17 protein-coding genes are annotated in these 18,564 nt (G+C 55.0%); 11 read left to right on the top strand and 6 right to left on the bottom strand.

The features are described 5' to 3' along the window. Positions 1 to 13 precede the first annotated feature (13 nt). From BBD38_RS07195 to BBD38_RS07170, 6 genes are all read left to right on the top strand, one after another. Positions 14 to 217, top strand: a complete 204-nt coding sequence (locus tag BBD38_RS07195; protein ID WP_066686231.1) for a hypothetical protein — start codon at positions 14 to 16, stop codon at positions 215 to 217. Then, complete coding sequence (locus BBD38_RS07190; RefSeq protein WP_066686230.1) at positions 218 to 3,430, top strand: UvrD-helicase domain-containing protein; 3,213 nt, start codon at positions 218 to 220, stop codon at positions 3,428 to 3,430. Between the two features lie 14 nt (positions 3,431 to 3,444). Then, positions 3,445 to 3,882: a LytTR family DNA-binding domain-containing protein gene (locus BBD38_RS07185; protein WP_066686229.1), complete on the top strand. Its 438-nt coding sequence runs from the start codon at positions 3,445 to 3,447 to the stop codon at positions 3,880 to 3,882. Positions 3,883 to 3,895: 13 nt separating this feature from the next. Further along, positions 3,896 to 4,303 carry a DUF3021 family protein gene (locus tag BBD38_RS07180; RefSeq protein WP_066686228.1) on the top strand — a complete coding sequence of 136 codons (408 nt, stop codon included), beginning with the start codon at positions 3,896 to 3,898 and terminating at the stop codon, positions 4,301 to 4,303. Positions 4,304 to 4,487: 184 nt separating this feature from the next. Then, entirely contained in the window at positions 4,488 to 5,402 is a 915-nt protein-coding gene (locus BBD38_RS07175) for an ABC transporter ATP-binding protein (protein ID WP_066686226.1), read from the top strand. An 11-nt stretch (positions 5,403 to 5,413) separates the two neighbouring features. Continuing rightward, complete coding sequence (locus tag BBD38_RS07170) at positions 5,414 to 6,259, top strand: ABC transporter permease (protein WP_235829111.1); 846 nt, start codon at positions 5,414 to 5,416, stop codon at positions 6,257 to 6,259. 41 nt (positions 6,260 to 6,300) lie between these two features. On the opposite strand, the gene BBD38_RS07165 is transcribed toward BBD38_RS07170, so the two are convergent. From BBD38_RS07165 to BBD38_RS07155, 3 genes are all read right to left on the bottom strand, one after another. Beyond that, on the bottom strand, positions 6,301 to 6,537 hold the full coding sequence (locus tag BBD38_RS07165) for an acyl carrier protein (RefSeq protein ID WP_066686223.1): 237 nt from the start codon (positions 6,535 to 6,537) through the stop codon (positions 6,301 to 6,303). 36 nt (positions 6,538 to 6,573) lie between these two features. Continuing rightward, positions 6,574 to 8,052, bottom strand: a complete 1,479-nt coding sequence (locus BBD38_RS07160; RefSeq protein ID WP_082989548.1) for a carboxylesterase/lipase family protein — start codon at positions 8,050 to 8,052, stop codon at positions 6,574 to 6,576. Positions 8,053 to 8,244: 192 nt separating this feature from the next. Then, a complete protein-coding gene (locus BBD38_RS07155; protein WP_082989547.1) occupies positions 8,245 to 8,616 on the bottom strand; it encodes a GntR family transcriptional regulator in 372 nt (123 codons plus the stop codon). A gap of 370 nt (positions 8,617 to 8,986) precedes the next feature. Between BBD38_RS07155 and BBD38_RS07150 the strand changes: the two genes are divergently transcribed. Then, positions 8,987 to 11,059, top strand: a complete 2,073-nt coding sequence (locus BBD38_RS07150) for a sodium-translocating pyrophosphatase (protein WP_066686218.1) — start codon at positions 8,987 to 8,989, stop codon at positions 11,057 to 11,059. Positions 11,060 to 11,112: 53 nt separating this feature from the next. Here the strand turns inward: BBD38_RS07150 and BBD38_RS07145 are convergent, their stop codons facing one another. Further along, entirely contained in the window at positions 11,113 to 11,292 is a 180-nt protein-coding gene (locus BBD38_RS07145) for a ribbon-helix-helix domain-containing protein (protein ID WP_066686216.1), read from the bottom strand. Between the two features lie 245 nt (positions 11,293 to 11,537). On the opposite strand from BBD38_RS07145, the gene BBD38_RS07140 reads away from it, so the two are divergent. Then, complete coding sequence (locus BBD38_RS07140) at positions 11,538 to 12,962, top strand: GGDEF domain-containing protein (protein ID WP_066686214.1); 1,425 nt, start codon at positions 11,538 to 11,540, stop codon at positions 12,960 to 12,962. 113 nt (positions 12,963 to 13,075) lie between these two features. Here BBD38_RS07140 and BBD38_RS07135 read toward each other — a convergent pair whose 3' ends face one another. Then, positions 13,076 to 14,002 carry a DUF3089 domain-containing protein gene (locus BBD38_RS07135; RefSeq protein ID WP_066686212.1) on the bottom strand — a complete coding sequence of 309 codons (927 nt, stop codon included), beginning with the start codon at positions 14,000 to 14,002 and terminating at the stop codon, positions 13,076 to 13,078. A 176-nt stretch (positions 14,003 to 14,178) separates the two neighbouring features. On the opposite strand from BBD38_RS07135, the gene BBD38_RS07130 reads away from it, so the two are divergent. The 3 genes from BBD38_RS07130 (at position 14,179) to BBD38_RS07120 (ending at position 17,959) form a co-directional block, all read left to right on the top strand. Further along, positions 14,179 to 15,780, top strand: a complete 1,602-nt coding sequence (locus BBD38_RS07130) for a polysaccharide deacetylase family protein (protein ID WP_066686210.1) — start codon at positions 14,179 to 14,181, stop codon at positions 15,778 to 15,780. A gap of 149 nt (positions 15,781 to 15,929) precedes the next feature. Continuing rightward, on the top strand, positions 15,930 to 16,853 hold the full coding sequence (locus BBD38_RS07125) for a polysaccharide deacetylase family protein (RefSeq protein WP_066686208.1): 924 nt from the start codon (positions 15,930 to 15,932) through the stop codon (positions 16,851 to 16,853). 122 nt (positions 16,854 to 16,975) lie between these two features. Then, positions 16,976 to 17,959, top strand: coding sequence for a polysaccharide deacetylase family protein (locus tag BBD38_RS07120; RefSeq protein WP_066686206.1), 984 nt, complete (start codon positions 16,976 to 16,978; stop codon positions 17,957 to 17,959). Between the two features lie 98 nt (positions 17,960 to 18,057). Here the strand turns inward: BBD38_RS07120 and BBD38_RS07115 are convergent, their stop codons facing one another. After that, complete coding sequence (locus BBD38_RS07115) at positions 18,058 to 18,510, bottom strand: RrF2 family transcriptional regulator (RefSeq protein WP_066686204.1); 453 nt, start codon at positions 18,508 to 18,510, stop codon at positions 18,058 to 18,060. Positions 18,511 to 18,564: the final 54 nt, after the last annotated feature.

Genomic DNA, 18,564 nt, shown 5'->3' with positions numbered 1-18,564 from the left:
AAGGAGAATTCAGTTGGGAATCCAGATCAAACAGAATTATGTCAATGAGGAAAACGTGTTGTGCTATAACTGCGTGCACTATGGCGTGCTCACCTTTGCGCCGGGCATGCCTGAAATACGGTCCTGCCAGGTCTACGGGGATATCGACCCGGAGATGCTGACGGGCGAAAAGAACAAATGCGACCACTTTGAACCGAAAAAAGGACAGGAATACTAAATGTTTGTAGCAGACCTGCACATCCATTCCAAATATTCGCGGGCGACGAGTAAGGAATGCGTACCGGAGCACCTCGAACTGTGGGCGCGGCGGAAGGGGATAGACCTCCTTGGCACGGGCGACTTTACGCATCCCGCATGGCGGGAAGAGCTGAAGGAAAAACTTGTCCCGGCCGAAGAAGGGCTGTACCAATTAAAAGAGGAATACCGTATTGCGGATGAAGTCGGAGGCCCCCCGGTAAGCCCGCGGTTTGTCCTTTCCGGGGAAATCAGCTCGATTTACAAGCAAGACGGCAAGGTGCGGAAAATCCACAATGTCATCCTGTTGCCCTCGCTCGAGGCGGCGGAAGCGCTTTCCCACAAGCTTGAGCTTTCCTTCAACCTGCATTCCGACGGACGGCCGATCCTTGGGCTCCCGAGCCGCGATTTGCTGGAAATCACGCTCGATATCTGCCCGGAGGCAATCTTTATCCCGGCGCATATCTGGACGCCGCATTTTTCGCTGTTCGGCGCCTATTCGGGCTTTGATACCATCGAGGAATGCTTCGGGGATTTAACGCCCCACATCCACGCGCTCGAAACGGGCCTGTCGTCCGACCCGCCCATGAACTGGCGCCTGTCGGCGCTCGACCGGTTTACGATGGTGTCCAACTCGGACGCGCATTCCCCCGCGAACCTTGCGCGGGAAGCCAACCTTTTCAATACGGAAATGAGTTATCCCGCCATTGCGGCGGCGCTTCAAAACCGCGATACGGATGAATTCCACGGGACGCTCGAATTTTTCCCGGAGGAAGGGAAATACCATAACGACGGCCACCGGAACTGCAAGGTGTGCATGACGCCGGAGGAAACCATCGCCGCCGGCGGCAAGTGCCCGGTGTGCGGGCGGCGCATCACGGTTGGCGTTTACCACCGCGTGGTAGAGCTTGCGGACCGGGAGGAAGGCTATGTTCCGCCGCGCGCCCGGCATTTTGAAAGCATCGTGCCTTTGCCCGAGGTGGTGGCCTCGTCTATGGGGCTTACTCCCGCGAGCAAGAAGGTGCGCGCGCAATACCTGGAGCTTCTCCGGGCGCTTGGCCCGGAACTCACGATCCTGCGCGAAACGCCGCTTGCGGAAATCGAGCGTGAAGCGGGCGTATGTATTGCCGAGGGTATCCGGCGGCTGCGCTGCGACGAGGTGGAAATCCATCCGGGCTACGACGGTGAATATGGGAAAATCCTCGTGATGAACAAAAGTGAGGTGGAAACGCTGTCCGGCCAGCTAAGCCTGTTTGCGGACGAACCGAAACAAGCGCCGGAAAAACACGAGGCTGTGCAGGCAGGAAGCAGGCAGCCGGACGAGAAACCGGCGGAACCGGGGCGCGGACCGGGCACGGAAGAAAACCCGTACGGCCTCAATGAAGAGCAATGGGCCGCCGCTTCCGCCGCGGAACCTGCGGTTGCCGTACTTGCGGGGCCGGGCACGGGAAAGACGCGCACCCTCGTATGCCGTATCGCCTGGCTTGTGGAGCAATGTGGCGTATCTCCGGACAGCATCACGGCGGTGACCTTCACCAATAAAGCCGCAAATGAAATGCGGGAACGCCTGGAGGCGCATTTCGGCGATAAAAAAACGGCAGGGGCGATGCACATCGGCACCTTTCATTCCATCGGCCTCGGCCTGCTGAAGGAATGGGATAAAAATGTAACGGTGGCGGACGAACAGGAAGCGCTGGCCATCCTTTCCGATACGCTTACCGCGTGCAACTGCGCGGTAAAACCGCGCGAGGCAATGCAGGCGGTTTCCCGGATCAAGAACGGCGGTGCGGGCGATATCCCGCAGGTGGTGTATGACTCCTATTGCACGCGGCTGCGCAGCCTTGGCGTGCTCGATTTCGACGATATCCTGGCGGACACACTGGAAAAATTCCGCGCGGGCGGCGCAAAATGCGAAACGCTTTTCCCGCGCTTTGGGCATTTGCTGGTGGATGAATTCCAGGACATTAACCCCGTGCAGTTCGATCTGGTCCGCGCGTGGGGAAAAGAAAGCAAGGGAATCTTTGTGATCGGCGACCCGGACCAGTCTATTTATGGTTTCCGCGGGTCGGACGCGCATTGCTTCGAGCGGCTGGCGGAAGACCGGCCCGTGCGCGAAATACGCCTGAAAAAGAACTACCGGTCCACGCCGGAAATCATCGGCTGCGCACTCCCGGTGGTCCGCCGCAGCGAGCCTGTGCTTACGGCCCAGCGGGAAAGCGGAAGCAAGGTGCGCCTGCTGACGGCGGATTCGCCTTTTTCGGAAGCGCTCTTCATTGCAAAGGAAATTAACGCTATGGTGGGCGGGATCGACATGCTTGCCGCCCATGCGCAAAATAAAAAACGCGGGAACGCGCCCTTCGGCCTTTCCGATATCGCCGTCCTCTACCGCACCCACCGGCAGGCGGAATTGATTGAAGACTGCCTTATAAAAGAGGGGATTCCTTATGTTGTGCTTGGGAAAGACAATACCCTTGCCGACCGCCGCGTGCGCGGCGCGCTTGCCTTTTTCCGGGTTTTATGCGACCCGAAGGACAGCGTTGCGCTCGGAACCTGCCTGCGGGCGGAGAGCGTCCCCCCGGCGGTGCTGGAAAAGGTCGCGGATACCTACGGACAGGGAAAGCGGACCCTATCCGCCCTTTCGTCCATTCTCGCGGACGCGGGGGAAACGGCGCTTGCCGGACGTTTCGGGGCCTATGCGCCCATGATGCGCAAAAATACGCCCGCAGAGATTCTTTTGCGGTGGATTGAAGATCACGGATATGGCGAAGAGCCGCCCGCGTGCCTTGTGCGCCTGCAAAACATGGCGGTATTCCACCGCCGCATGGCGGATTTCCTTTCCTCCCTCACGCTGGGGACGGAGGGGGATGTAAAGCGCAGCAGCTCGCGGACCTATGTGTCTGACGCGGTCACGCTGATGACGCTGCATGCGGCAAAGGGGCTTGAATTCCCGGCCGTGTTCCTGTGCGGCGTTCGGGACGGCCTGGTTCCCTTCCGCAAAAAGGACGGGGAATGCGACGAAGACGAGGAACGCAGGCTGTTTTACGTAGGAATGACGCGCGCGCAGGACGAGCTTGTGATGCTTACAAACAGGGAAGAGCGGTCGCCCTTCCTTGTGGATATCCCGGCCCGGCTTCTTGTGGAGGGACCGGCGCATACGCGCAAAAAGTCCGCGGGAAAACAACTGGGATTCTTCTAAGGGGGGGAGCCATTTTGAAATTGCTGATCGACCAGTCGCCGGACAACGAAGAGGTCGAAATTACAATCAAATGCGGGCTTATCGATCCCGGGCTTGAAAAACTGATTGAGCAAATCAGGCTGTATTCCTTTTCCGTCACGGCGAAACGGGATGGAAAAACCTTCCAGATACGCCTCGAGGACGTCTATTACTTTGAATCGGTGGATAACCGTACCTTTGTCTATACGCAGCAGGAGGTTTATGAATGCGGCATGAAGCTGTATGAACTGGAAAACCAGCTTGCGAAGACCAATTTCGTACGCATCAGCAAATCGTGTATTTTGAGCGTCACAAGGCTGGAAAACGTACGGGCGCTTTTGAACGGAAAGATGGAAGCGGAGCTTGATAACGGGGAAAAGGTTATCGTCACCCGCCACTATGTGGACGCGCTTAAACAAAAGCTCGGGCTGTAAGGGGGAAAGAAAAATGTCGAAATTTAAGTTTTATGTCACTATGGACTGCATTTCCTTTACCGCACTGATGCTTCTTTATACCGTGCTCTCGGTTACGGTGGGTTTTGCGGATGTGGTGCCGGAAGCGGTGCTGGTCCTGTTCCTGATGACGACCTGTATTGCGGTGCTCATCTCCTTTACCGACAGGCTGCCGGTCAGCAGCCCGGCGCTGCAGATGATTGTCGACCTTGTCGATATTGTCGCGGTCGTGTTCCTGATCGGCGGCTTCGGCGGCTTTATTCCCATGGAACTGCCTTATGTGCCCATTGTGCTCGGCATGATCGGCATCGTTTACCTCGTAACCTTCGGCGTGCTGGTCATTAAGAACAGGGCGGACGCGGAGGATATCAACAAGCAGATTAAAAAGCTGAAGCGGAAATAGCGGGCCGGGCGCGCCGCGGAGCGCCCGCTTTGTTACGGCAGCAATTGATGCGGTTTTGAAGGGACGTCATTGGCGTCCCTTTTGCATTTCACCATGCAAAATATGCACCTTGCCCGGAACCGCTTGAACCGGGCCTTTCCTGCTGGTAACGTAGGATGCGTAGAAAGCGAAAGGACAGGAAGGTATGGAAAAAATAATCGAGGTCAGCGGCCTCAGGAAATCCTATGGAACGGTGCAGGCTGTGGCAGGAATTGATTTTTATGTGGAAAAAGGGTCCCTCTTTGCATTTTTGGGGCCGAACGGCGCGGGCAAGTCGACGACGATCGACATGATTTCCACACAGCTCGCGCCGGACGCGGGGCAGGTTATGGTGGACGGGCACGAGCTTGGACGGGACGACGGGGCAATCCGCGCGGAAATTGGCATCGTGTTCCAGGACAGCGTGCTCGACGCGCTGCTTACCGTGCGCGAAAACCTGATGCTGCGGGGGAGCCTTTATGGGATGCGGAAAGACGCCCTTCGGGACGCGGTCGCGTCCGCCGCGTTTACGGCGGATGTAATGGGCTTCTGGAACCGTCCTTACGGCAAGCTTTCCGGCGGGCAGCGGCGGCGGGCGGATATTGCGCGCGCCCTTGTCAACACGCCGCAGGTCCTGTTCCTCGACGAACCGACGACAGGCCTCGACCCGCAGACCCGCCGTAAGGTGTGGGACACAATCCGCCTGCTGCAAAAGGAGCGCAACATGACGATATTCCTTACCACGCATTACATGGAGGAGGCGGCGCAGGCAGACTATATCACCATCATGGACCACGGGCGCATCCTTGCCAAGGGAACGCCCGCGTACCTTAAGGAAAATTATACCCGGGACATGCTGAAAATCACCCCCAAAAAAGAGGAAGCGCTCCATGCGCTCCTGGACCGTGAGGGAATTGAATTCCAAAAAACGGGAGGGGATTTCGTCGTCAGGCTGCGGCATACGGCGGACGCAATCGGTATCATTGATAAATGCAGGGATGAAATCGCCGGCCTCGAGGTGCGCCGGGGGACAATGGACGACGTTTTCCTGAATATTACAGGTTCGGAAGTGAGGAATTAACGATGTGGGCAATGACAAAACGAAATTTGAAATTATTTTTCAGGGACAGGGGCGCGGTGTTTTTCTCGCTGCTCTCGGTGCTGATTATTATCGCGCTGTATGCGGTGTTCCTCGGCGATACGATCACCGGGGGCATGAAGGACGTAAAAGGGGTTGACTTCCTGATGAACAGCTGGGTTATCGCGGGCATCCTCGCCGTGATTTCCATGACCTCCACGCTTGGCGCGCTCGGCATTATGGTGGAAGACCGCGCGGGAAAAATCATGAAGGATTTCACCGTATCGCCTTTAAAGCGCGGAAGCCTTGCGGGCAGCTATATCTTTTGCGCGTTTGCCGTGGGCGTAATCATGAGCCTGGTCGCGCTCGTCGTGGGGGAAATTTTCATCGTGGCTTCCGGCGGGGAGGTACTGTCTGCGGAGAATATGCTAAAGGTGGTCGGCGGGATTTTCCTTTCCGTGCTTTCATCAAGCTCTATTGTCCTGTTCCTCGTATCCTTCTTCAAAAGCCGGAATGCGTTTACCACGGCAAGCACGGTGATCGGCACCCTGATCGGCTTTTTAATCGGGGTCTATATCCCGATCGGAAGCCTGCCCGAAGCGGTACAAGGCGTTATCAAGGTGTTCCCGGTGTCTTATTCGGCGTCCTTTTTCCGTACCGTGATGACGCAGCAGCCGGCAGCCGTCTCCTTTGACGGCGCGCCCGCGGGCATGCTTAAGGAATTTAATACGGAGCTGGGCGTGCAATTTGAATTTGACGGAAAAATGACGACGCTTGCGGTTTGCGTCATTGTCATGGTTGTCACAGCGGCCGTGTTCTATGCGCTGTCGATCTGGAACCTTTCAAGAAAGAAGAAATAAAAAAGCGCACCACAAAAGGGCTGCCGGAAGGCGGCCCTTTTCTATTCCTTCGTATGCGTATTGATATAATCCACCACATCCTGGACAGTATTCAAAAGATGCAGGTCGCTGTCCGGAATCGCAATGTGAAAATGATCCTCGAACGCCAAAGCGGCGTCGAGCAGGGAGAAGGAATCCAGGCCAAGGTCGCCCACCAGGGACTTATCCGGTGTGATTTCTTCGATATCGCACGCGGAATGTTCCGCCAAAAGCCTGCTGATTTCCAATAGGTCAGTCATACTGCATTCACGCTTTCTTTTGTTGATCTATCCCTATTATCGCTGACCGGCCCCCATATAGTCAAGTCCCTTGAAGCTGCGGCGTTTAAAATCGCTTTTTTCATATTCGCGTTCAATGTCGGGTTCCACCATGGGCCGGACGCGGCAGTGCTTATCATAGCATTTGGCCGGGGTCTCGCCGCCGTGGCAGCGCCGCCACGGCAGGAAGCCGGTTTTGGCAAAGCGGATAAAATCCCCTTGGATTGCCCCGAGCACGCGGCGTGGACGCGGCGAAGGGAAGAGGAACATCCATTTGTATTGCCGGGCATGGAAATTTCCAAAAACATACGGGATATCCGAGGAATGGCACGCATGAAGGGCCGTAAGCCGCATGGCCGGGGTTTCATAATCGAAACGGTACATCCACGTACGCGCATACTGGCTGTAAACCTCGGCGTACCATACGCTTGCCATGCGAAAGATGCGGTCCGTCAGCATCATGGCTTGCGCACGCTTGCCATAGCGCTTGTATGCCTGCCGGATTCTTCGCCTTGTTTCAGCGCTTTCACGAGTGCGGTCCGAAATCAGGATGCTGCTGATATCGAGGACCTTGGAAAGGAGCTTTTTGCATGAAAACGAAAGCTCTTCCCGGGTTGTGCCGATGAGGATCGGAATATCCCTTGCGGCGCCCTGCGCCGCCGCGGGAATCGGGTAATTGGGGACCAGTATGCCGTCCACCTCGATCATAAAGGTGCCGTCGCCAAGGCCGCAATAGGAGGCGAATTTTTTTTGCCCGGCCACAAGCCGGGACGCGGGAATGGAGCGCAGCTCCTCCGGCGAGGAAATATCCATAAACGAAAGGAATTGCTTTGCAATTTCCTGGTAATGTTCCTTCGTATATAAAAGCGACGGCCCGCCGCTCATCATGATTACCTTGGACACGTATTTCCGCGCGGAGGGCATCACGGGAAGCACGGAAGCGGCGATTGCCCCGGCGGACTGGCCGAATACCGTAATGTTTTCCGGGTCGCCGCCAAACGCTTCAATGTTGCCATAGACCCATGCAAGGGCCATGACAATATCGGAAAGGCCGCAGTTTGCGGAAAACCCTTCCCCTAAAAAAGAAAAATCCAGGAAGCCCAGCACCCCCAGCCGGTAATTGATGGTTACGACGACCACGTCGCCGTTTTTCGCAAGGGCCGTTCCGTCATATTCGGGCTCGCTTCCGCTGCCGCCCGCAAAGGAGCCGCCGTGGATGAAAAAGAGCACCGCGCGCTTCCTGCCATCCGGCCGGGGCGACCAAATATTAAGGTACAGGCAGTCCTCGCTCGTTCCCATATATTTTTTGCGCTGCGGGCAGGCGGGGCCGAATTCTGTCGCCGAATAAGGCTCCTTCCAGCCGGCAAGAGGCCGTGCGGGCTGGAACCGAAGCGCGCCCACAGGGGGCTGCGCATATGGAATTCCCTTCCACACGTGAACGCCCCTTTCCACCATACCGTATATTTCTCCGCATTGTGCATGGCAAGCTGTATGCATTTTCCTTTCGCCTTTCGTATCTGATAAATATTTTATACGCCGGCAAAAGGGCTTTGAAACGGCAGGAAGAATTAAAATTGAAAGCCGGGAAGACGCGCGGAAGATGTTTGGGAAAACAGGCGAAAAAAGAGGCCGCCGGTCCGGCCCCTTCGGTTTGCTTCCATTATAACCTGTATGTAAAACGGAATATCCCTAATTTGCGGAATAGGCCTCGTCCACAATGGTGAAAATCTCGTCGATCCATAAACCGGAATCACGCGCCTCCCGGGTAACGCGTATGAACATTTCACGGATTTCCTGTTTCTTCATTTCCTTGATGCGCGCGGCGTTGTCCGCCACAAAATCTCCTTTCCCCACCACGGAGTAAAGGATTCCATCCCGCTCGAGGATCGCATAAGACTTCTGGACCGTGTTTGGGTTAATGCCAAGCTCCTTCGCCGTCTTTCGCACGGAAGGAACCTGTTCATGCGGCAGCAGCTTTCCCGTCATCACAAGCGTTTTCATTTCCTGGACGATTTGCTCATAAATCGGCTTTTTTGATGCCGGATCAAGTTTTACCATCATCGTGTGTCAGTCTCCAATCCGTATGAATCGTATTAGTACGATTCAATTATAATTCGTCCAAAACGGCCTGTCAAATTGGATGAAGCCGCAAAATTGCACATATTTTTCCGTGGTGTTTGGAATAATTGAGAATTTTACCAAAATTGCTCAAAAAAAGCGGGAATAAATTGCTCATTTTACTTTCAAATAAACAAAGAAAGTATTATAATGAAGTCGATCCGATTTTTAACTACTTTTTTTCGGCAGGCGCAGCCGGCCGGTTTCCATATTAAGATATGACGCGTTTGCCGCTCCTTGTGTGTATGGGGTGCGGATGGGCGTGCCTGCATAGAAGTTTCAAAAATATATGTAATCATAGGAGGAAGTACCAATGGACATTATGTTTTGGGCCTTGATCGGCGCTGTCATTGCTCTCGTGTTCGCCGCGGTCACCGCGTCGGGCGTGCTGAAGAAGAGCGAAGGCAGTGACAAGATCAAGAAAATCGCCAGTGCGATCAGGAGGGGCGCGAACGCCTACCTCAAGCGCCAGTATAAGACGGTTGCAATCTTTTTCGTGATTGTAACCATCGTCCTGGCCATCCTGGCCGCGACGGGCTTTATGACCTTCTTCGTACCGATCGCGTTCATCGTGGGCGGCGTGTTCTCCGCACTCGCGGGCTTTATCGGCATGAAGATCGCCACGGCGGCAAACTCCCGTACGGTGACGGGCGCGACCAAGAGCCTCAACTCGGCGCTGCGCGTTTCGTTTTCGTCGGGCGCGGTCATGGGCATGACGGTTGTCGGCCTTGGCCTTCTCTATCTCACAATCTGGTATTTTATACTGAACGCGTACTTTGCGGGCGATACGGCGCAAATCGCGAGCAACATGCTGATGTTCGGCATGGGCGCTTCGTGCATGGCGCTGTTTGCACGTGTGGGCGGCGGGATTTTCACCAAGGCGGCCGATGTGGGCGCCGACCTTGTCGGTAAGGTGGAAGCGGGCATCCCGGAAGATGATCCGCGCAACCCGGCGACCATTGCCGATAACGTCGGTGATAACGTCGGCGACGTTGCGGGCATGGGCGCCGACCTCTACGAATCCTATGTCGGGTCCATTATTTCGGCGGGCGCCCTCGCGGTTGCGGCGGGCCTCGGCGGCAGCGGGCTTACGCTTCCGATGATTTTGGCGGCGGTCGGCATCGTTGCCAGCGTAATCGGCAGCTTCTTTGTCAAAACAAAGGAAAACGCGTCGCAGAAAAACCTGCTTTCCGCGCTTCACAAGGGCGTGTATATTGCGGCGGCGATTGTTGCCGTAGCGGGTTATTTCCTGGTTACGGGCATCCTCGGGCCCGGGCATATCGGCGTGTATGTGGCAATCCTTTCCGGCCTTGTGGCGGGTATCATCATCGGCTACTATACGGAATATGTCACGTCCGATCATTTTAAACCCACCAAAGACCTTGCAGAGTCCACAGTGACGGGCCCGGCAACCACGATCATCAGCGGTATCGCGCTTGGCATGAAGTCCACGGCGATTCCGGTTATCGTAGTAGTTGCCAGCGTCCTCATCAGCTACTTTGCTTCGGGCGGAACGCTCGGCAGCGGCTCGTTTGAGGTTGGCCTCTACGGCGTTGCAATCTCTGCGGTCGGTATGCTTTCGACGCTCGGCATTACGCTTGCGACGGATGCTTACGGCCCGGTGGCGGATAATGCGGGCGGCCTCGCGGAAATGAGCGGGCAGGACCCGGTTGTACGCGAACGCACGGATGCGCTTGATTCCCTCGGGAATACGACGGCTGCAACGGGCAAGGGCTTTGCAATCGGCAGCGCGGCGCTTACGGCGCTCGCCCTCATTGCGGCGTTTGCAGACCAGTGCCAGATCGATATGTCGGCGCTTTCGCTGCTCGACCCGACGGTCCTGATGGGCCTCCTTATCGGCGCGATGCTCCCGTTCCTGTTCTCGTCCATGACGATGAGCGCGGTCGGCAAGGCGGCGATGAAGATTGTTGTGGAAGTACGGCGGCAGTTTAAGGAGATTAAAGGAATTATGACCGGCGAAGGCGAGCCCGACTATGAATCGTGCGTAGATATCTGCACGAAGGGCGCCCTGCACCTGATGCTCGCCCCGGCAATCCTTGGGTTCGTCGCCCCGATTATCGTGGGCCTTATCCTGGGGGCAAACGGCGTGGTCGGCATGCTCGGCGGCGCGACGGCAACGGGCTTTGTGCTTGCGGTCATGATGTCCAACTCCGGCGGCGCGTGGGATAACGCAAAGAAATACATCGAAGGCGGCGCACACGGCGGAAAGGGCAGCGAGGCCCATAAAGCCGCTGTTGTGGGCGATACGGTAGGCGATCCGTTCAAGGATACGTCCGGCCCGTCCCTCAATATACTGATTAAGCTGATGTCTATGGTAGCGGTCGTTTTTGCGGCGGTTATCGTACAGTATGGCATTCTTCAGTAAACAGCATATCAAAAAGACGCTGCCGCGGCAGCGTCTTTTTTTGTATGCCGGAATTATTTTTCTTCCATGTTGCCCAGGGCGTATTCAATACACTGGTTTACAATTTTGTTGAAGGAAACGCCGGTTTTCTCGCTTAACTCCATAATTTTTTCAAAATACTCCGGCTTTAAGCGGATCGTCCGGTTAATGGATGAAATTTTTCCATCGTTTGTGTTCACTTTAAATTTTTCCATACCGCTGCTTCTCCTGTAATTAATATTGTAATTTATTTTGGGAAGCGTTATAATGTACAATAATGTAATTAAAAAACAATTACAATTAAAACGACAAAACGTCACATGCAAACTGTGATGGGAAACGGGAATTTTGGCGGGGAAAACCGGCTTTGTTAAAATAGGAAATTGGATTGTTTTTCGTATAGTAAAAGCGTATAATAAGTATCGCTTAAAGTATACTGGCCAGGAAGGGTATTTCCTACATGGATGATAACTGCGGAAACACAGAATATTTGGAAAACCTGAACGAAGCGCTTGGAGCGCTGGAACCTTTTATTATCGGGCAGGGGTCCCTCGCCGAGGGCATCGGCTGCTTTGCGGAATTCGTGCGGCGGTTCCTCCCGGTCTGCGGGGTTGCCCTCGTCGGTTTTTCCGGGGACTACCGGGTCTGTGAGGCCGCGGAATGGCGCGGCGGAAAAGTTATGCCGGAAAACGCGACCCGGTATTTGTACGACCTGGATTTCAGTAAATGGAAAGATGCGGATGTAAACGATGAAGCGCTGTGCAGGATGGTGGCAACGGCCCGCGGGGCAGAGGGCGGGGCGTCTTTCTTTGCGGTGGTTTCCGTCGCCTGTTCCGGCCAGGTGCAGGGCGTAATCCTGGCGGAAAAAGAAGAGGCGTGGACAACTGGGGAAAAGGAATTGCTGGGCAAGCTCGCGCAGACTTCCAAAATAGCCCTCGCCAACCGGATTTACTGTAAAAACCAATTGGAACAAACATGGGTGTTTAATGAGCTCATGGACAATATGCGCGCAAACATTTATGTAACGGACCTCGATACGGACGAGATTCTTTTTATGAATAAAACCATGCGCAAGGATTTTGGCGTGGAAGACCCTGTCGGGAAAATATGCTGGAAAATCCTGCAGGAGGGGAAGACGCAGCGCTGCGAATTCTGTCCGATGGAGCAGCTGCGGGAGAATCGCGATAAAAATTTTTCCTATGTGTGGGAGGAATATAATACGATCACACACAGGAATTACGAGAATTACGACAGCACGATGCGCTGGATGGACGGGCGTATCGTGCATTTTCAACAGTCTGTAGACATTACGAATGCAAAAAAAATGTCGCGCGAGGCAAGCCTCGATGAACTTACGGGCGTGCTGAACCGCCGCGCGGGCAAGGAACGGCTTTCGGAAGCGCTTGAACGGGGCAAAAAGGAAAACAAGCCGGTCACGGTGTGCCTGTATGATGTGAATTTATTAAAGGCTGTCAATGATATCTATGGCCATGTGGAAGGGGATAAACTGCTTACCACGATTGCAAGGGCGGTCACGGAATCGCTTGAAAAAGGGCAATTCGCCTTTCGTATGAGCGGGGACGAATTTATGATTGTATTTTACGCCTGCGGCGGGCAGGTGGCGGAAAAGGTGATGCAGCATGCGCTCGAGGAATTGGACAGGGTCAGGAGACGGGAAAAAAAGCCGTACGAAATCAGTTTTTGCTATGGAGTGCTGGAGGTCGACCCGCAAAATACGGGGGATATGACGGAAATCATTACGGAAGTGGACGAACGGATGTATATGCAAAAGCGCATGTACCACAACAGCAGGCTCAACCGGGAACGGGCGCAAAGGGCCGAAGCGGGGCCGTTTGCGGGTTCCGCCAGGGAACTGCCGGAATAGGAAATACGGATCGGCATAGCGACCTGAAGCAAATCAATAAATGCCGCATGCCGCGCAAGGCAAAACGGGTATAAGGCGGAAGGAAAGCTTTCCGGCAGATATTTGCTGTTTTGTTATTCGGGAAACGGCGAAAAATACGCCTCAATGCGCTGCCCGACGTTGCGCTCCAGGTTCTTGTAAAAAAGCGCGATATCAAGCATGTGCAACGAGCCGCGGTTCATCAGGCACTTTTTGAAAAACCACCGCGCCTTGTAAAGCTCATAGGCCGCGTCGTCGTCAATCATCAGGACGCCGCGCGCTTCATCCACATAGGCGCCCGTATAATGGGGCACCTCATATTTGAATTTTTTACCGAATTGAAACAATACCGCCCCGTCGTTTTTGGATTTGTCCGCGTACGCGCTGTCGTGCCTCCAATTGAGCGGATTCACGCACAGCGAATCCGGACGGATAAAACGCATCAGGGGCAGGCCGCGCGCGGTTGTGTTGTAAGAGATAATCACGCCCGTATCGTCGGCCGCGTTTGCGAGCCGGAGGTGCGGATAGCGTCTAAAATCACGTTTTGTGAGTGAAAATCCGATTAAATAGGCGGCGACAAGCTTTTCCTGGAGCAGGGGATCGGAAAATTCCCGGCGCATCAGCTGCAGGAGCATGGCGCTTCCCTGGCTGTGCCCCGCAAGGATAAACGGCCGCCCGTTGTTATAATGCTCGAGGTAATAGTGGAATGCGTCGCGCACATCCTCATAAGGCATCCGCTCCGCCCGCATGACCTCGGGCAGGGGCATTTTAAAACTCTCCGTGCCAAGCTGGCGGTAATGCGGCGCATAAAAATTACAGTGGCGCGCAAAAAGCTGGCCCTGCCAGGCGGACATGCCCTTGGCGACCCATAGGTAAATAGGATTTTTCATGCTCATATGATGGCGCTTTTTTTGGAAAGGATGCGCGTAAATAGTGGGATATACGTAAAATACATCCACCGGTTTTGTTTCGTTTTTCCTGTTTGGCAAAAAAGCCCAGAGGCTTTTTTTTGAATAATCCATACCGCACCCGCCTGCTCGTATTTAGTATCGTATCATATCGGGGCAGGGATTACAAACTCTGCCGCGGCAGGATGCACATACCGGAGCGGGATAAATTGTGACGGAGCAAGGTTCTGTGGTATAATGTAGCAAAGCAAAACCCGGGTCCTGGGCACCCGGAGGCAGGGGAATCGGTTATGAAACAAAAATGGATCGCGTTTTTTACGGCGGCTGCGTTTATGCTTCCGCTTGCCGCCGGATGCGCGGGAGATACGAAAAGCAGGGAGGAAAGCCCGGACGCCTACCGCAGCAGGTTTGAAGCGGCGGCGGTGAGCCGGCAGCTTGATTCGGCGGACGGCGTGACGAGCGGGCATATCCTCGAAACGGAGGGCGATACGCTGGTGTCCGTCGACTATCCGGTGCTTGCGGGCGCGCCGGATATTTCGGCAGAACTGAAAGCCTTTGCGGAAAATAAGCTTGCGGATTTCCGTGCGGCGGCGGAGTCCGCGCACGCGGAGCATAAAAATGAATTATGTAGCCTTACCGTCACGTATAAGCCGTATATGACGGAAGGGAACCTGCTGAGCGTCAAGTTCACGACGGAATCAAAGCTGGCCGGGCAGGATGCGGAGGAAGAAACCGAAGCGTTTGTGTACGACCTTGCGGCGGGCAAAAAGCTTGCGCTTGCGGATGTGTTTGATCCGGCGCAGGATTACCTGACGCCCGTTTCACAGGAAGCGCAGGGATATTTGCGTAAAAATGAAGTCCTGCGCAAAAGCATGGATGAAGACCTGTTCGCAACGGGAACGGCCCCCGAGGAAGCGAATTATGCGAATTTTGCGCTTGCGCCGGACAAGGTGCTGTTCTTTTTCGGGCGCGGGAAGGTCGCGCCGCCCGGGGCGGGGAGCTTCGAGGCAGGGATTCCGCTTGAAAAGCTTGCGAATCTCCTGAACCCGGAAAATAAAGAAGCGGTTCTCGGCACGGGGCAGGCCGCAGACGCACCGGCTTCGCAGGGCGCGGAGCCTGCGGAAACGGATATCCACCAGATCAGGCAGCGGGACGGTTTTATGCCCGCGAAAAGCATCGAGGGAATTGATCCGCTGAATGACAAGGTGATCGCCCTGACCTTTGACGACGGCCCCAATGAAACGCTGACGCCGAAGCTGCTCGACATCCTCAAGGAAAACGGCGTTGTGGCGACCTTCTTTGTAGTCGGACAGAATGTTGAAAAATATCCGGATATTGTCAAGCGTGAATATGAGGAAGGACACGAGATCGGCACGCACAGCTGGAACCATACGGAAAAATGGAAAAACCTCCCGGTCGGCGAAAAGCTCGACCAGTATACAAAGGCCAACGATGCAATTGAGGCGGCGACAGGCCTGCGCACCATCATCGACCGTCCGCCGGGTGGCGCGATGACGAAGGAGGAGGCTGCGTCCATCGGGCGGGAACAGATCATCTGGTCAATGGACCCGAAGGATTGGGTGCCCGAATTCCGTGACCCGGACACCATTTACGCCAACGTTATGAACGGAGGGGAAGGCGGCGGCGCAAAGGAAGTGGAAGGTTATGTTGCCGACGGCGGCGTTATCCTTTCGCACGACATCCACGCGACGACGGTGGACGCCTACGACCGTATTATCAAGGAACTCAAAAACCAGGGCTATAAGTTTGTGACGGTCACGCAGATGATGCAGATCGCGGAGGCCCGCGGGCAGGATATGGGAAGCTTTAAGTTTTACAGCGCGCCCACGGCGGAGGCGGCGAATAAATCCGCGGACGGCGGCGAAGAATAGGCAAACCGTGAAAACGAAAGGACGGCCGGGCTTAGGGGCTGTCCTTTTTTTGCGGGTATACAGCGGTTACGGAATCGAGTTTGCAACTTTGATACAAGTGCACTATAATCTAAAGAACGATATTCCGAGACAGACGAAAGGACAGTAAAATGAAAAAAACAGTCGGTATCATTTTGACGATAATGATATGCGCCGCGTTGCTTGCGGGGTGCAGCCTTGGAAACGCGGCTTCTGCGGCGCCTACGGTTATCACGAGCGGGCAATCCGCAGCCGCGGAAGACGAGCCCCGGGCTTCCGTGCCCGCGGCGACGCCCGGGCCGACGCCCAGCCCCACGCCGGAGCCCGTAACGGATATTCCCCAGCTCCAGTCGAAGGACGGGTTTATGGAGGCCCAAAGCCTCGAGGGCATCGATCCGTTAAACGATAAGGTAATCGCGCTGACGTTTGACGACGGTCCCAACCCGGTTAAAACGCCCGAGCTTTTGGATGTTTTGAAGGAAAACGGCGTGGTTGCGACGTTTTTTGTGGTCGGGAACCTTGTGGAGCAGTATCCGGATGTTGTGAAACGCGAATACGAAGAAGGCCATGAAATCGGAACCCACAGCTATACCCATCCGGAAAAAACGTGGTCAACGCTCTCGGCGGATGAAATCCTCGCCCAATATACGCAGGCAAATGATGCCATCGAAACGGCCACGGGACTGCGTACCCTGTTCGACCGTCCGGTGGGGGGCGGAATGAGCGAAGAAACGGCGGTGGAAATCGGCCGGGAACAGATCATCTGGTCGGTTGACCCGGAGGATTGGAAATATAAGGATGCGGATGCGGTTTACGAGCATGTTATGAACGGCTGGAACGGGGGCGCCGTACAGGACGGCGCGGTTATCCTTTCCCACGAAATCTACCAGTCCACGGTGGACGCATACGCGCGCATTATTCCCGAGCTGAAGGGAAAGGGCTATAAATTTGTGACCGTTTCGCAAATGATGCAGATCGCGGAAATTAGGGGAGAATCGCTCGATTATTTGTTTAAGAGCGCGCCCGCTGCCGGGAAAACCGCCGGGGAGGAATAAGAAAAAGAGGGAATCATTCCGGGCCTTATTGGGAAACACCGGTAACCGGTGTTTACAAGCTTACGGAAGGTGTATTATAATTGAAACGGCGGTTCCCCCAAAACCGCTGAAAGGAATAATGAATGAGTAAAAAAATTAAGCTGATTTCTATGGTACTCGCGGCGCTGATGGCGTGCGCTTTTATGGCGGGCTGCGGCGGCGCGGGAAGCGCGGCGGAATCCGCCGCCGTACCGACGGTAATTACCACGACTCCCTCCGAAGAGCCGTCCGCGGAAGCAACGCCGGACCCGACGGCAACACCGGAGCCAACGCCGGACCCGACTCCCGAGGTAACCACAAACCTTGCGCAGCTGCAGGCCAAGGAAGGGTATATGCCTCCAAAGAGCCTTGAAGGGATAGACCCGCTAAACGATAAAGTGGTGGCGCTTACTTTTGACGACGGCCCGCATCCGGAGAATACGCCCAAGCTGCTTGATATCCTGAAGGAAAACGACGTGGTCGCAACGTTCTTCATGGTCGGGACCAATGTGGAAGAGTATCCGGATATCGTGAAGCGCGTCTATGACGAAGGACACGAAATCGGCACGCACAGCTGGGACCATACGGACCTGATGACGCTTTCGCTCGATGAAATCATGACGAACCAGTACGGGAAAGCCAACGACGCGATTGAAGCGGCGACAGGCCTGCGGGCGCTGATCGACCGTCCGCCGTACGGCTCCATGTCGGAGGATATGGCGGAGCAGACCGGCCGCGAGCAGATTTTGTGGTCGGTGGACCCGAACGATTGGAAGAAGGAAAACCGTGACCCGGATATTGTATACGACCACGTGGTCAACGGCACGCCGGACGGCGGATACGTGCAGGACGGGGCCATTGTTTTGTCGCACGATATCCACGCCACAACGGTAGCCGCGTACGACAGGATCATTAAAGCACTGAAGGATGAAGGCTATAAATTTGTTACGGTTACGCAGATGATGCAGATTGCCGAGATTCGCGGGAAAGATATCGAATACCGCTTTGGCCATGCGCCGACGGCAAAGGAAGCGGCAGAAAGCACGGCAAGCGGCTCACAGTCGCCCGAAGTGGAAAGCGAAGAATAATTTAATTGGAACGGATGTTAAAACGGATGTGCAAAGCTGCACATCCGTTTTTTATACCGCCTGGCCTTCATGTAAACTGCACGAAAAAGCCCGCCCGTTTATACGTTTAGTTCCGCGTATTGCTGCGCGGCGGCCTTCTGCTCTCCCGTCTTTTGGCACAGGTCGCAAATACGTACGCTGTTAAGGCGCTCGATAAAACCATCCTGGAGCTCCTGGAAGAAGGTGTGCACGGTGCACCATTCTGCGGCATTCCTGCTGCAAAAACGATCCTCCTCGAGGCACCGGTTGATCCGCACATCGCCCTCGGTCACTTTAACTACGTCGTAAAGCGTTGCGTTTTCCGCGTTTTTTGCAAGCTGGTAGCCGCCGTTGCAGCCCTGCACCGATTGGATCAGCCCGGCGTGCTTCAATACGCCTGTCAGTTTCATAAAATACAGATACGTAATTCCAAGTTTTTCCGATAAATGGGTCGCTGTGGAGAGCCTGTTGTTGTTTTCATACAGGTAACACAGGATGCGTATTGCGTAATCTGTTGCGAGTTGGAATTTCATGTTGCTCCTCCTTTTTTGTTGCATGAGCAGACCAACCTTGATTCATCAGGTATT

Source organism: Christensenella intestinihominis (assembly GCF_001678845.1).
GTDB lineage: Bacteria > Bacillota > Clostridia > Christensenellales > Christensenellaceae > Christensenella > Christensenella intestinihominis.
The sequence above is the reverse complement of the archived record's forward strand: the minus strand, read 5'-3'. Positions and strand labels throughout refer to the sequence as shown.